Genomic DNA, 15,023 nt, shown 5'->3' with positions numbered 1-15,023 from the left:
ATGAAGAACTATAGATTAATACAAACAATGCTATTGGGTGCAATGACATGCTTCTATGTCTTTACATCCTGCAGCGAGAAGTATGATATACAGCGAGTAGAGCCCAGTCTCGACGTACAAGAGAGCGTCACGACCGAACCTCAGAGCGAACGTCTAGTGATGCCGTTGAAGTCGTCATACCCTTGGTTTGCCGAGGCTTCTGATGGCTGGATTAGCCTGACTCGCTATCGCGGACAGGCTCTGAAAGCCGACTCTATCGTCTTCTCTTGCGAAGAGAATCCTACCATGGACGACCGTGAAGGATATATTGAAGTACGGTTGATGGATCAATACAGCCAGCGTATCAAGGTCGTTCAGCGTGGACGAGGCACACTCATTACCCTCCCACAGAGCCTTGTCTACTTCAATAAACAAGGTGGAGAGGTGCTTGTCGAGGTGCAGACTCATCTGGACTGGCAGCCCGAAGTGGCTTCAAAAGATGGCTTTACCTTTACCAAAGCCGACAAGACCCACCTGAAAGTGGTGGCAACAGCTAATCCAACGGGTAAAGACCGTACGTCGGAAGTCGTCATATATGACAGGGATAAGAAGAAATCGGCCAAGCTTTCCATCATCCAGAAACCTACCGACAAGATACTGTTCATCCCGTTCGAGGCTGCACAGAAGGATCTTGTCATCAAGAAAGGCGAATACTCCTTGGACATTCCGGTAACTCTCAACGTAGAATACGACGCTGTAGCCAGCGATAAGTGGATTAAGATTAAATCGGCTCCGCCTGCAGATGGCAAGTCCGTACAGAATGTATTGGTATCTACCGAAGTAGAGACCAACACTACAGGACAGGAACGTAGCGGCTACATTGTTATCAAGAACAAGGGCAGTAAGACCGAGGCCTCCGACACAATCTTTATTACTCAGCGCGGCGTTGGACAAATAATCTACGTCAAGCCGGGCGGTAATGGCGACGGAACTTCATGGGAACGTGCCTTTGGAAGCATCCACGATGCCATGGGCGCAGCCTCCAACAATGGCGACATGGAGATATGGGTGGCATCAGGAACATATCAGTTCAAGGCCAGTCTGACATGGAAACACGTCAACGTTTACGGTGGTTTCAAGGGGACGGAGAACAAGCTGCATCTTCGCGACCTCAAGAATAAGCCGGTATTTGTCGGCGGTGAGCGCAAATTCATGGCCGCATGGAACAATAAGGGAGCCATGGTCTGGATGGACGGTATCGTCTTTGCCGACTGCGACAACTATCGTAACACCGACACCGGATGCTTTGAAATCTACATGAACCATGGATTCCGTAACTGCGAATTCCGCAACTTGCGTCATGGCAGACAGATATTCTACATGCAAAAGTGCAAGATGGTGAACTGCTACCTGCACGATCTGCACTCCAAGAACTACATCGTACGCGGAGACGGCACCAACTTCTACAACTGCACACTGGTTAGTTCTATGTCCGACGGTTGGAATACCAACTACGTAAGTGGTGGCTGCAAGTGGTTCAACTCGGTCATCTGGGCTATCAAGAGAACTGCCGGAACCGGCTACCGTGCATTCGTTGCCGGGCAAGCTACAATGACTAACTGTGCCGTACACAGCGGAATCAAGGAGAAGAACATCAATTTCATCGACTGCTTCGAACTCAATCTGAATAACGATGCCGACAATGGTCCTAAGTTTGTCAACCCCGTTGTCAATGGAGACTATCGCCTCAAAGCCGGCTCTAAGTGCATCGACGCAGGTAAGAAGGTCGATATACAGTTGCCATACGATATTATGGGCAATCCACGTGTCGTAGGATCATCTATCGACATGGGTGCATTCGAGTACAACGGAAAGTAATATATACCAACAATGAGGTGACAGCCATCGCAGTTGTCACCTCATCATACCAAATCAATCAACATGAAAAAGATTAAAACACATAATCCACTATTAAGTCTAATAGCGATTATCATCCTTAGTTGTAGCTGCGGTTGCAGCAAAGAATCTGCTATCGACACCCCGAAAAAGGGCGAGTTTGTTATGCCGGAGAAAGCCATTGTCATGACCAATCAGGCCGATGCATCGATTGTCATTGCCGATGTAGATGCCAAAAAGGTGGTATGGAAATGGACAGCAACCATCGGCAAGGTCAGCGAAGAACACCGTAAATGGTTCTCGAATCCTAGCGATGTGAAACCGGTTTACAACAACACATGCATCTTGATGGCTGCATCGGGCGGCGGTGTAGCACTCATTCGCATTGCCGACAAGAAGACTTTGTTCTATGGTTATGCCGGAGTAAACCCCCACTCTGCCGAACTATTACCCGATGGTAATATCGTTACGGCCTCATCTACCGATGGAATCCTTGCTACATTCCGCACCGACACCATCAAAGGATTTGGAACCATGGTAGCTAAGTACGACCTACCGGCTGCCCACAATGTGTATTGGGACAAGAAACGCAATAAACTATATTCCGCAGCCCACACCATGCACATCTTTGATTACAATGGCGATAAAGAGAAACCGTTGTTGAAAAACCATGTGACGCAAGACATAGACTCACCCGACGGCAAATTGATTGGTACTCACGAGCTATTCCCCATCGAAGGCGAAGAAGACATGTTGTGGTTAGCAACAAACCAGAAAGTATGGAAATACAATCTGCGCGATAACTCAGTAAAGGAGTTCTCCAACTTCTATGCCATCAAGAGTGTATCGAATTCCAGCCATGGTATCATCATGTTGTGTCCTAAAGAAGAGTGGTGGGCCGACGATCTTATCGACGAAACCGGTAAAACCATCTTCCGTTCGTACGGCTTTAAAATATACAAAGCCCGTTGGATAGGAAAGTAAAGATATAAAGAAAGCGCATCGTTTAACCCACGATGCGCTTATTTTTTGTCTATTTAGTTACTCATCAGCTTTTCAATTACCGGACTGCACCGGCTTGGCAACATCACTGCCCAGCCGCTTCAACAATGCTGAAAGGCCGAGGCAGCATTTTTGCCTAGCCCTTGCAGCATTTCAAGGACGAAAGTATTTGCACACACCTGCAGTATATTGGCGTGCCCCACTGTCGTTGAAATGCACGTGATCTGAATACAACGAGGGAGCATGCGTAAATCTTTGGTCGCCACTACAATTATGGAAAGCGACATCATAACGTGCACATAGCCGCTCGATAACGTCGAATGAAGCCGGTGCATTGCTGCCATAAATCGGAGAAACCATCACGATGAGTTTGGTCTTCTTGGAATATTCGCGCAGCATTTTCTCAAAAAAGGAGACCTTGACACTATCTATTTTTGAGAAATCAAGCACGCGCGGCTGATAGTTTTCATCCTTTTTCAGACTTCCTTTCATAGGTATATAACCATTTTGAGAGATCAAATCTTTGTGCTGTAAGCGGTCGCCCACGATGTGGAATAGCAAAGAATTATAAGGATATATCCCACTTAGCATCTTCATACGTTCCATATGGCCTACCACAGAGAGTATTGAGTCGGCACAACCATGCGGACTCAGCGTGCGTATCTCAGTCAGGAAACGAGCATTATTAGAAGGTTCGATGTCGTATTCAGGCGTCAATTCATAGATAATCATCTTAGGAATATAGCGTTGTGACATGGCGCGTAAGAGCGCATAATGGTAAATGATGCCCTGTCCTCCTAACCCACAATTATAACACGAAAGCCCTGTCGAATCGCTTATGATTGGAGGCACATAGTGATGTAGTGCACGTGAAGAACCCAATATGACAATATCGCTCTTTACATAGTTCACAATCTCATTCTTTCTCCCGATAGCTCCAAATGTCGTAAAGTCGTAACCGCGCTTGAGCATATATCCGATTGCTTGGTCGGCAACTACAATGAAAGCCACAGTCAATATAAAGCTAATTAAAAACTTCTTCATATCTCCATCTAGTTTAAAAACTGATATAAATGAATTGCCCTGCATCAAACACGCCAAACAATAAAATCAGAATGCCTATCACGCAACTATAAACCCATATCCATTTAGGATGAGAGAATAGATTGGGACACCACTCATCGCGTATATCTTTCACTACGACTATCATAAACATAAGAAACATCGTTAATACAGTGGCTTTCATATCGCGATTATCAGGTATATCTATGGTCAACCTTGTATCAGTGAACATGCGCATCAAGATATTAAGAGCTTCTTTTATCGTAGGAACGCGAAAGAGTATCCACAACAAACTGGCCAAAACAAAGGTGATGACCATGCCTATAGCCTTAGCTGTACGTCCACACCGGCCTTTGAATGTACGCAGTTCTCTATCAACAACGACCAACAAACCATGCAACAATCCCCACAACAAATAGGTATAAGCTGCCCCATGCCACAAGCCACTAACAAGAAATGTGATAAATAGATTCCTGCGAATCTTCCATGCAGCGGTACGACTACCTCCCAAAGGAATGTAGATATAATCCCTTAGCCAGAAAGACAACGTGATGTGCCACCGTCGCCAAAACTCACCAAAACCGAAAGAGAAATAAGGACGTTGAAAGTTTTGATTGATTCTAAAGCCTAAAACATTGGCGCAACCTATAGCCAAAAGTGAATATCCGGCAAAGTCGGTATATATCTGAATAGAATAACACAATGTGGCAAACACTAACGTAAGCCCACTGAACCCATCGGGATGGCCAAAAACAGTATCTACATAAATACCGAAACGATCGGCAACTGCCACCTTCAAGAACATACCCCATACCATCAAACCGATTCCACTAGTAGCCAATTCACTGTCAAAACGCTTCCCTCGATTTTTAATTTGCGGCATCAAGTCGTTGTATCGACTGATAGGACCAGAGAGTATCTGCGGAAAAAAGCAGACGAAAAGGGCATGATGTAATAGATTGTGTTCCGCCTTTATCTTGCCACTATAGACATCTATGAGGTATCCCAATGCTTGAAACGTATAAAAAGAAATACCGACAGGAATAGCCCAATTAAGTCCCGGTAACTCTATTCCGCTCCCTAAGCCAAGAAATAAATCATCTAAAATGCTACAAGCAAAATCATAATACTTAAAGAAGAACAAAGGGAGCAAAGACACACAGATACCCACCCATGTCGGCATGCGCCTCTTTGACTCCGCAAGCAAGGCAAAGCCATAGGTAGTCCCCATCACCCACAACAGGAAAAGAGCAAATATAGGCTTTAAACATAGATAGAAGCCTAGACTCGCTAACAGTAAGAATATATTGCGAAATCGGGATGGTAATACGTAATAAAACATACATATTACTGGGAAAAACATTAAAAAGAGCAAGGAGTTAAATACCATCGGAGTCTAAATCTATTTGCCTACACATATTCATATTGTAAACAAAGGTATGACTATAATTCTTAATGACAAAAGATTGAAGATAAAAACTAACACAATCATCAAAAGACAAACATTGCATACACACCTGTGGGAGATGATAATTACTGATAATCCAAAGCTACAAACAAGCCAAACAAAAAGGCAGACAATCGTCCTAAGACAACTATCAGCCTTCAATTGGAGTGGAGCTGGTGGCTCTTTTTGCGCCAATTCCACATGGTTTCACAATATTTCAAAATTCATTATTTCATTGATAAACACAAATTTCCAATATCATGGGTTTTCACGAAATACCGGAAAATCGTGTACAAAATCGTGTATATTACAATATATACCGAAAAAGGATTCGTTTGAACATTACACAGAAAAGAGAATTATGTCGATACAAAAGAAATTGAACGAAAGACCGAGAGAAAAATTAAACTTTTCTACTCCAAAGTGTGAATTCTTCAAATACATTTTATAATTTTGCACTTGCTGGTTGACTCTGCGTATGAGCAATCCATTCTGCATTTTTCATTATTTTTCCCGAAATTGCTTGGAATTTTGAGAAAAATGACTAAATTTGCACACTGACTTCTAAAATAGAACTACAATATTCCAAAATAGAATAATCAAGGAGCAAAACGAAGGCAATAACTAATTCCACGGTATATGAATAAATATCCGACAAACAGCCGCTTCTGCCTGCCAGCACTTTCTTCCGCCTTTGCAATAGAGTGCGAAAAAATGCTGTATGTCATATATTTGTTAACATCTTTTATTACCCCCCCCCGAATTTTTAACACTTTTTATTAGTACGTCGAACACTACTCTCTGTCCGTCTTTTTTCATCGTAAGGAAAGGCATGAGAGGAGTGTCGCCATTCCCATGAGTGCCGTGCGTCTTGCGCACAGTACTCAAAACAATCTGTATCATGTAGTGCTGATAGAGATGAAGAAAGATTATGTAACTGAATAATCAAATTGAAAATATCATATGGAAAAAACTGATGAGAAGCTTATATCGGTAGCCAACGAAACCGTAACTAACGGCAATATTGAAGAATGTCAGGAACTTAAGATGAAAGAAATCGTTAAGAAGAAACCATACATTCCACCCTACTGTGAGGTGATAAAGATTGAGAGTGAGAACAATCTGTTGGAGGGCTTGGGATTACAAGCCTGCATACAACAACCTGAAGACGGGTATTGATAGAGTAACCACAAGTAAGCTCGCCTCACATGTGGGATACGACCTGTCAGGTCGTCGTGTAACAAACCCGGGAAAGGGTGTGTACATCATTAACGACAAGAAGGTGCTTAAATAGTACGGTGCACTGTTGTAAAGTGCTACTATAACAGATACAACTGCAGAGTGCTGGTAAATATGTGAGAGCATCCTGCAATGTGTGTCCCTCACCATAGTATATGATTTTATATTAAGGAATGATTAAATATAATAAATACATATTGGATTCTATTAGCGTATTTATCCATAACATTGTGTGTAGTAGGCTGCTACGCCTCCCTACTTATATTTTCAGCTTCCTTACCCCCCGATTATCTACGATATTTAACAAACCGTACTGGTTATGTATTTGTGAGAAGCTGTGCATCTCGAAGTCCATAGATGACTACGAGATGCATTTTGCGTGTACATTGATTTTTGATAATAACTAATATAAAAATAATTAATATAACAACGGATAAGAAATTATGAAAAAGAAGAAACTAAGGCCATACATGTCGCCACAATGTACAATTATCAGCTTGGACAACGTGCCTATGCTTATGAGTGGAAGCGGCCCTAAGCCTGGTGCGAAAATGGATACAGATCATTGGGGAAGCGGAACTTCTGAGACACCTAGCTCTGAGACAAACACCGATCCTAGTGACGCAGATTTTGACTGGTTAAACAAACAACCTTAAATCCATATAACGGTATTAAAATTAAATTAAAAAAAATGATGAGACGTATGGAAAAATCATTAATAAAATTCACACGCATGCCTTTTCTCCTCATGGGGATGATGGCATGTCTGACCATGTCTTGCTCGCAGGACATGGAGAGCAACATAGAGGGGAAGACAACCCTCGGTGGTGAGGTGTCGCTCAATTTCAGCACAAACGAGCATGGTACGCGTGGCACGATGTACGATGCCATAAAGTTCATACCCAACGATGATCAGTTTGGTGTGCAGGGCTATACCAATGATAAAGGATTTGCGAGCATGGGTAACGACCCAAACTTCATCGACAATGGACATACCACCAAGAGCGGAAAGGTGGTGGCAAAAAATGCTGCAGCATGGAAATACGCAAAGAAGTATGTGCAGATGGTGGGTACATATCCATTCCTTAAGGGCGACAACTCTATAGTAAAAACGGGAAGGGACACCTACAAGGTGACTTTTACGCCCGAAACAGATGCGAGCAAGCAGAAGGACTTGATGTTAGGTAAGAGAGACATTGCGCTAGGACCACCTGTTGAGGGGGGCGACCGCGACCCCGTGGATATTACGTTGTATCATGCGCTTACCGCCGTAAACTTCACGCTTGGCAACAAACGCACTACAGGACTAAAAATCGTAGGCATCAAGCTGAGTGGCGTGGCAGGTAAGAGCGAGTGCGAAGCCAACTTGGCAACCAACACCTTTACTTGGGATGTGAAAGAGCCAGAAAAGGACTACTTCTTAAAGGTGGACGGCAATGGCATAAGGACTACTGTGCCAAACATGACGCAAGTTACAGGTGTCAAAGACGGCGAAGGTAAGTACGACAACTTCTCATTCCTCATGATACCACAGAAGCTCGGTCCTAACGCCAAGGCAACCATTTATTTGGAAAAAGACACCAACCCCAACGAGGAGGATGACAAGGCTAATCAATATCCTAATTTTCATGATAACAGAAAGAAAAAAATAGTTACTCTTAAGCTTGATGGCAAGGAGTGGAAAGCAAACCAACCGATTAACTATATCATAGAGGACAGTAAGTGCAATGACGACCTCGAGTATGTTTTCACAGCAGATAAGTCTAGTGACGGAAAATGTGTATCAGGAGACATTTCATATACTGGGAAAACATATATGATAATGAAAGAAGGCCAATTGGTTAAGGCTAAAGGAAAAGAAGAGAAAAAAAAAGCGAAGACATATTATACTAAAATAAAAAGTGGTACTCCAGGTGTTTTTAAAATAAGAGGTTTCCAAAGTTTTGCTGCTGGCATTTATCTTCCCCAATCCAAACATAGTCAGTACTTATTTCAAGCGAGACAAACATGGGGAATCACTAAATACGAATGGACATACGATGACAATAAAAGAGAAAGTTCAACGACCATACCAGGCTGGTTGACGTACACATACACAGAGGATAATAATTCTCTCACACTTAGGGGAGACTTTATTTTTACGACTAACCCCAATACATGTCCTAAAAAACTGACTAAGATTGAGGTGACGCTTAAACAAGCGGGAAATGACAAAGAGCTTAAGTTCATATTGAGGTTTTCACTTCCATTCCCATATAAAAAAGAAGATATCAAATTGCCTATTCCAGAGGATGATGTAAAAATATAAAACTGAAGTAAATTATAAATACTGTTTTTTGTACAACAGAATTTAATGATACTATGGAGAGAGGAATGCATAGGTATATTGAGATGTGGTCAAGGCTTCCTCTCTCTTTAGGTTACTCTACTAAGAATATCCTCTTTCCCGTCAAAATTTAACGTCAGTCAGTAGGCCAAATTTTTAATTACGCTTCACTGCATACACACCTGTGGGAGATGATAATTACTGATAATCCAAAGCTACAAACAAGCCAAACAAAAAGGCTGACAATCGTCCTAAGACAACTATCAGCCTTCAATTGGAGTGGAGCTGGTGGTAAATGAACTTACCTATATCAGTCCTTGATATTCAGAATTTTAGCCGAACTTCAATTTTTACTGTAGCCAATCTGTAGCCATTTCAGATATTTTTGAGAGAACGCACAGAGGTCGCATAGACTTCTTATTTTCGGGTTCAAAGTTACAAAAAGATGATACATCTTCCAAATATTTGAGTGAAAATGTTTTAGAAAGCTCATGGCTACAACTTTTCAGTGCACGGTGCAAGCCTATATATAGATAGGTCTTGCACCGTGCACTGAAGAGCCTTGACATGTATGATATACTGCTGACACTCAATATATAAAATGGTATTATATTACCAGAAAATGGTATTTTGATATTCCATAAAAACCTCCATTCATTAGGAACTTTGCAGCCATAACAATTACTTATCAGTAAATTATGGCTAGCAAAAACAACAATTCAGAACAAAATGGACACCTGTATATTGGTTGTCCAACGCTTGAAACTTTAGCTTTTTCATGCGTCAATGCAAAAGTGGCTGCTCATACAAGTAACATCGAGTATTCAAATTTCCTAAAGGCTTGCAAGATGGAAAAGGACATCCGACTCAACACATATCGGAAATGTGCGGCAGGCTTGGGAAAAGAAGTTCTAATTGTTCATCTGCCATTGGGGACAATAGAATCGATGACCAAACCAAAAGCCCATGTGAAGAATCTATATGAAACTATTGAACAGGATGAACTTATCAAGGTTTTAATGAAGGTTATGCCAAGTGAGAGAATAAAGATAGTGAACTTTATGGAGGAGTTCAAGGGGCATCTAACAAGGCACGACAAAGAAAACCTGATGAATCCCTTTCTGTCAGCTATTGTAGAACTTTGCCAAAATCTGCTAAATGAAGATGGAAAGCCATGAAACACGCTCACTAATGAATGAGCTTCAAACTCTTCGCGAAGAGTTCAGACAGATAGCCTGCTTTATCAGAGAGCTAAAGCGTGACTACTCTGTATTAGAAGAGAAGATTGAATTGAGTACGGCAGATGTCTTGCATCTGCTTGGTATATCGAAAGCTTCACTTGCCAGATGGCGGGAAGCTAACTCTATTCCTTATCGGTATGTATCAAGTAATCATGTGGTTTATCCATTCAAAGGACTCTATCTTTCTGTAAAGACAGGCAGGGCTACATTCAAGGGCTTTCGCCGCATGGAAGCCTTACAACGTCTGAACGCCTACAAGGATGGTGTTCTTAAAGGATATATGGGTGATGGTCAAACTTTATTTGAGGAGCTATGAACGTCAAAGAAGAAATACTGAGCCGAACCAACAAAGGACTGGAGGTGTTCTGCTTTTACATGCCAATCAACTTTGTACCCAAGCGTAACTTCCGCAATCCATGGTATGACGACAGGCGTGCATCCTGCAATATCTATCTCGATAATAAGTCGGGCTACTACCGCATGAAGGACTTTGGCAATGAAGCCTACTCTGGTGATTGCTTTTGGTTTGCTGCAGCAATGCTCGGACTGGACGTGAGAAAAGACTTTGTTAAGGTGCTCGAAACTATTAACAGGGACTTGCAGCTCAATATTTGCATTGAAAGGAAAGAATACGGTAATCCCCACACAGTGATAATGAAACCTCGCAAACCAATCTTAGTACAAGCACCTAACCAGTCCAAAAAGGTGGAAGGTAAAAAGTGGTACAACTTTTTCGAGCAGTCCTTCGGTGTTGAGGAGCTAAACTATTGGCGACAATACGGCATTGATGCCAAGACGCTACAGCGTTTCCGTGTCAAGTCGCTTGTTCGCTATGAGGCTGTCTCCAATCAGGGTAAGCCTTTCACGCTTGTTTCCACACACGGTGAGCCAATATTCGCATACTACATGGAGAAATTCGTGAAGATCTATCGTCCAAAGAGTAAGCTACGTTTCCTTTATGGCGGCGAGAAGGTGGACGATTATGTCTTCGGCTTCGAACAGCTGCCCAGCAAGGGGGATATGGTTTTCATCACGGGTGGGGAGAAGGATGTGCTTTCCCTTTCGGCTCATGGTTTCAACGCTATTTGCTTCAATAGCGAAACGGCACAAATACCAGAGAATATCATTGAGGGGCTGCAGCTCCGCTTTAGACACGTTATTATATTGTACGACTCCGATGAGACTGGCATAAGGGAAGCCAAACGGCAAACGGATGAGCTTGCCCAATATAAGGTCTTGAGTCTAACCTTGCCATTGCAGGGTATCAAACAAGAGAAAGACATTTCAGATTTCTTTGCCTTGGGCAATGGAGCAAATGGCTTGAAAGAGCTTCTTTCTGATATGTTCACTAATATGTATGCACAGACGATGATGATATTGCAATCCTGTGAAATCGACTACGATAATCCTCCCGATGCCTCAAAGTCGGTGGTGGCTGTCAATGATGTTCCGCTTGGCACGCAGGACAACCTGTTTTGCATCACAGGCGGAGAAGGAACAGGCAAGAGTAACTACATTGCCGCCATCCTTGCCGGCACACTTGGGAAAGAACGATTACAGGCAGAGCAAACCTTGGGATTGGAAGTAACTGCCAATCCCGAAGGACTAGCCGTACTTCACTATGATACGGAACAGTCCGAGGCACAACTCTATAAGAACTTGGAGAAGACGCTTCGCAGGGCTGGTATCAAGTCCGTGCCAGAGTTCTATCATTCTCTCTATCTGGCATCGCTATCACGCAAGGACAGACTGAAGATTATTCGTGAGAGTATGGATTTGTTCCATCACAAGCACGGAGGCATCCACCTTGTGGTGATTGATGGCATAGCTGACTTGATACGTTCCGCCAACGATGAGACAGAAAGCATTGCCATCGTGGATGAGCTTTACCGTCTGGCAGGGATTTATAACACCTGCATCATCTGCGTACTGCACTTCGTGCCAAATGGCATCAAACTCCGTGGGCATATTGGCTCAGAGTTGCAGCGCAAAGCGGCGGGAATTCTTTCCATAGAGAAAGATGATAATCCTGAATACTCTGTTGTGAAGGCTCTGAAAGTCCGTGACGGCAGCCCATTGGATGTGCCGATGATGCTTTTCGGCTGGGATAAGGCGGAGGATATGCACGTCTATCGTGGTGAGAAGTCCAAGGAGGACAAGGAAAAGCGCAAGACCGATGAACTCGTTGGCGTTATAAGAGAAGCTTTCCGAAATTCTTTCAAGCTCACCTATCAGGAACTTTGTGATGTTCTGATGCGAGAAATGGAAATAAAGGATAGAACCGCAAAGAAGTACATCGCCTACATGAAAGAGCAACATATCTTGGCACAGGATATCAATGGCAACTATCAAAAAGGAGAATTATGCCGTACATAAACTATAATGCAGAAGATACTTGGCAAAAACGCCTGTTCGATAAGCTCATGAATGTCGAGGACAAACTCGACCGTCTGCTTGTCCTGCAAGAACAATCCGTCGATACGTCTGTCCATCCACCCTTGCAACCCGAATATTTGGATATCATAGATGTGGCCAAGATACTCAAAGTGGAACAAAAGACCATCTACAACTGGGTGTGGGCAGGGAAAATCCCCTATCTCAAGGCTAATGGTCGATTGCTTTTCCTTAGAGGTGAGATAGATAAAATGTTACAAAGAAGAGAGGAATGAGGAAGAACTATCACTCCCTTTCACTCAATCAAACTTTAATCGTTATGACAATTCAATAGCAAAAAAAAAGAAACTTATGAAATTACGAAAATTATCAAATTCACCTGCTGTGGTGTTATTAGTCTTTATCCTGTTGGGGGTGGTATCTTGTTCTGATGAAGAACAAGTTGCATCCAATGTAGCATCTCCTTCTGACTTTATCAACTTTTCTGTTGCAGAGAACAATCAAACTCATACGCGTACAGCGTTTGACTCTCAAAACTATGTCAAGAAGTTGAAAAAGTTTTATGTGTATGCGTTCCTTGACGACCCAGGAGAAGAAGAACCATATATGGATAATGTAGAAATAGTCAATCAAGGTAATGGCATATTCTCATATAAAGACGAGAATAAGAGAAAGAGATGGTTAGAAAATGAATCCCTGCATTTTGTTGCGGTCAACTCTCCCAATGATTTTGGAACCAGACCGGAAATAGATGTATGGAGCAACCACGAGGTAAACCTTGGTGTATATTCGGGGGGAAACGAGGATTATATGGCGGCTTTCGAATCAGATGAATATAAACAAGCAAATCATGGTACCGTAAAACTACAATTCCATCACCTCCTTTCACAAATCAAGTTTGGAATTTCCAATATGTCAAACAATCTTGAAATCATGGACATCAAGCAAATCGGCTTAAAGGGGGTGTATCATGAAGCAGAGTTTACAATGCAGGGAAATGGGGCGGTTCAAACACGCATGGCAAGGGATTATTTAGGTCTTGGCGAATATTCATTTGATATAGAAAACTTTGAAAAAGCAGATAAATCATATCTTAATGCCAGCAAAGACATTTTTCTCGTTCCGTTGAATCATCAACCGTGGAATCCCAAGTCAAGCGTTAGAATTGCAGACATTAATAAGGCTATTCGTGAGAATGATGCACAAAACGTTTATTCCTATGTATGGGTGAAATGTAAAATTTATGACCATAGCACAGGTCAATATGTTGTTGGCGACTACAATAGTCATGGCGTTACTTATTTTCCTTTCAAAGCCGATTTGAAAGCAGGAAAAAGATACAAATACACGATTACCATTATGGATGACTTTATTGGCTACCCAGACCAAGATACAACACTCCAAGAGCCTAAACTTGGTTGGGTAATATCCGATGCTGGCAATATTTACTCCACTTGTGAAGAAGCAGACAATGCAGGTGAGAAACCTGTTGCCATGATTGCATATATAAGTGATAATGGTAACGGCCCTGCACCTTATAGCAAACATGGGCTTGCCATATCTTTGCGGAATCTAAAAAGCCCGGACAGAACCAACTTGTTTTTAATAGAGGAATTGGAGAAAGTAGACACATACCTTTCTGAATATCAGAAAGTAGCGCCATCTTGGGCCCAGTGGTATGTGCCAAGATTCAAAGATTTTGATTTAATATTTGATGCTTTTGGCGGTACTAAATATAGTAATAAACCACATTATACAACCCAACCGTGGGACTATGGAAGACTTAATGATTTTATGGAATCAACAGAACGGTATGGTGAAGACGAGGTTTATCATGATTGTTTTATAGGATACCTACCACCGTATTACGATTGGCAACCATCCCGTTATTGGATTAATGTTTCCGAGAATTCAAACTCATCATTTTTGTGGTTATATGATATTAAGGGTAAGCAATACTTACAATGGCACCGAACTGCACTGGGAGGCTGTTTTATACGTCCTGTATTTAAATTTTAATTCTTAAAATGTAAAAAGATGGAAACAAAAAAAATAGAAATAAATAATCAGATAAAGAAGAAATATATAGCACCAAAAATTACGATTTTTGAAATGGGCGAACCTGTACTGGCTGCAACTTCTCCAAGTGAGGATCTGAGGATGGAAGTTGGAGTAGACGACTGGATTGATGATGAAGAAGTAAACTCAACAAATGCAAAACATTTTTCCATGTCTGGGAAGATGAAATAGAGAAGAACTTTAATGATTAAGATACTCTACAACTTGGTTTAACAAAATCTACAAGTTATATCATGTGTATTAGATAGTAGAATGAACGTCAATAATATCATTTTAGATTTTACGCGAGTTCGGGATAAAAAAAGCATTTAAAAAGTTGGTAATCTCGCTTATTATTTGTACCTTTATAGGTGATAAT

The 15,023-nt window shown here is 42.0% G+C and carries 13 protein-coding genes and 1 pseudogene; 12 read left to right on the top strand and 2 right to left on the bottom strand.

Features of this window, described 5'->3' with window-relative positions:
- A complete protein-coding gene (locus AC1EK4_RS10960) occupies nt 1-1,857 on the top strand; it encodes a BACON domain-containing protein (protein WP_480358253.1) in 1,857 nt (618 codons plus the stop codon).
- A gap of 63 nt (nt 1,858-1,920) precedes the next feature.
- Entirely contained in the window at nt 1,921-2,859 is a 939-nt protein-coding gene (locus tag AC1EK4_RS10955; RefSeq protein WP_036871270.1) for a DUF6528 family protein, read from the top strand.
- Nucleotides 2,860-3,030: 171 nt separating this feature from the next.
- On the opposite strand, the gene AC1EK4_RS10950 is transcribed toward AC1EK4_RS10955, so the two are convergent.
- Nucleotides 3,031-3,921: a hypothetical protein gene (locus AC1EK4_RS10950; RefSeq protein ID WP_036899851.1), complete on the bottom strand. Its 891-nt coding sequence runs from the start codon at nt 3,919-3,921 to the stop codon at nt 3,031-3,033.
- Nucleotides 3,922-3,934: 13 nt separating this feature from the next.
- The gene (locus AC1EK4_RS10945; protein ID WP_197421766.1) at nt 3,935-5,281 is read right to left on the bottom strand and encodes an MBOAT family O-acyltransferase; all 1,347 of its coding nucleotides are present in this window, start codon (nt 5,279-5,281) and stop codon (nt 3,935-3,937) included.
- A gap of 397 nt (nt 5,282-5,678) precedes the next feature.
- Between AC1EK4_RS10945 and AC1EK4_RS10940 the strand changes: the two are divergent.
- The 10 genes and pseudogenes from AC1EK4_RS10940 to AC1EK4_RS10895 form a co-directional block, all read left to right on the top strand.
- A pseudogene (locus tag AC1EK4_RS10940) lies at nt 5,679-5,837 on the top strand (IS30 family transposase); the annotation flags it as partial.
- A 512-nt stretch (nt 5,838-6,349) separates the two neighbouring features.
- Entirely contained in the window at nt 6,350-6,565 is a 216-nt protein-coding gene (locus AC1EK4_RS10935; protein ID WP_480358251.1) for a hypothetical protein, read from the top strand.
- 503 nt (nt 6,566-7,068) lie between these two features.
- The gene (locus tag AC1EK4_RS10930) at nt 7,069-7,281 is read left to right on the top strand and encodes a hypothetical protein (RefSeq protein ID WP_480358249.1); all 213 of its coding nucleotides are present in this window, start codon (nt 7,069-7,071) and stop codon (nt 7,279-7,281) included.
- A 47-nt stretch (nt 7,282-7,328) separates the two neighbouring features.
- Nucleotides 7,329-8,933, top strand: coding sequence for a hypothetical protein (locus AC1EK4_RS10925; RefSeq protein WP_480358248.1), 1,605 nt, complete (start codon nt 7,329-7,331; stop codon nt 8,931-8,933).
- Between the two features lie 716 nt (nt 8,934-9,649).
- The gene (locus AC1EK4_RS10920) at nt 9,650-10,129 is read left to right on the top strand and encodes a hypothetical protein (RefSeq protein WP_480358247.1); all 480 of its coding nucleotides are present in this window, start codon (nt 9,650-9,652) and stop codon (nt 10,127-10,129) included.
- Nucleotides 10,116-10,508, top strand: coding sequence for a hypothetical protein (locus AC1EK4_RS10915; RefSeq protein ID WP_480358246.1), 393 nt, complete (start codon nt 10,116-10,118; stop codon nt 10,506-10,508). The genes AC1EK4_RS10920 and AC1EK4_RS10915 overlap by 14 nt, the downstream gene beginning before the upstream one ends.
- Nucleotides 10,505-12,568, top strand: a complete 2,064-nt coding sequence (locus AC1EK4_RS10910) for an AAA family ATPase (RefSeq protein WP_480358244.1) — start codon at nt 10,505-10,507, stop codon at nt 12,566-12,568. The genes AC1EK4_RS10915 and AC1EK4_RS10910 overlap by 4 nt, the downstream gene beginning before the upstream one ends.
- Nucleotides 12,556-12,861, top strand: coding sequence for a helix-turn-helix domain-containing protein (locus tag AC1EK4_RS10905; RefSeq protein ID WP_480358243.1), 306 nt, complete (start codon nt 12,556-12,558; stop codon nt 12,859-12,861). Before AC1EK4_RS10910 ends, AC1EK4_RS10905 begins: the two co-directional genes overlap by 13 nt.
- Before the next feature lie 76 nt (nt 12,862-12,937).
- Complete coding sequence (locus AC1EK4_RS10900) at nt 12,938-14,605, top strand: fimbrillin family protein (protein ID WP_480358242.1); 1,668 nt, start codon at nt 12,938-12,940, stop codon at nt 14,603-14,605.
- 18 nt (nt 14,606-14,623) lie between these two features.
- Entirely contained in the window at nt 14,624-14,836 is a 213-nt protein-coding gene (locus tag AC1EK4_RS10895; RefSeq protein ID WP_480358240.1) for a hypothetical protein, read from the top strand.
- Nucleotides 14,837-15,023 lie beyond the last annotated feature (187 nt).

It is taken from the genome of Prevotella sp. C0026C3, from assembly GCF_056590795.1.
Note: the sequence above shows the minus strand (reverse complement) of the source record. Positions and strands in the feature narration are given on the sequence as shown.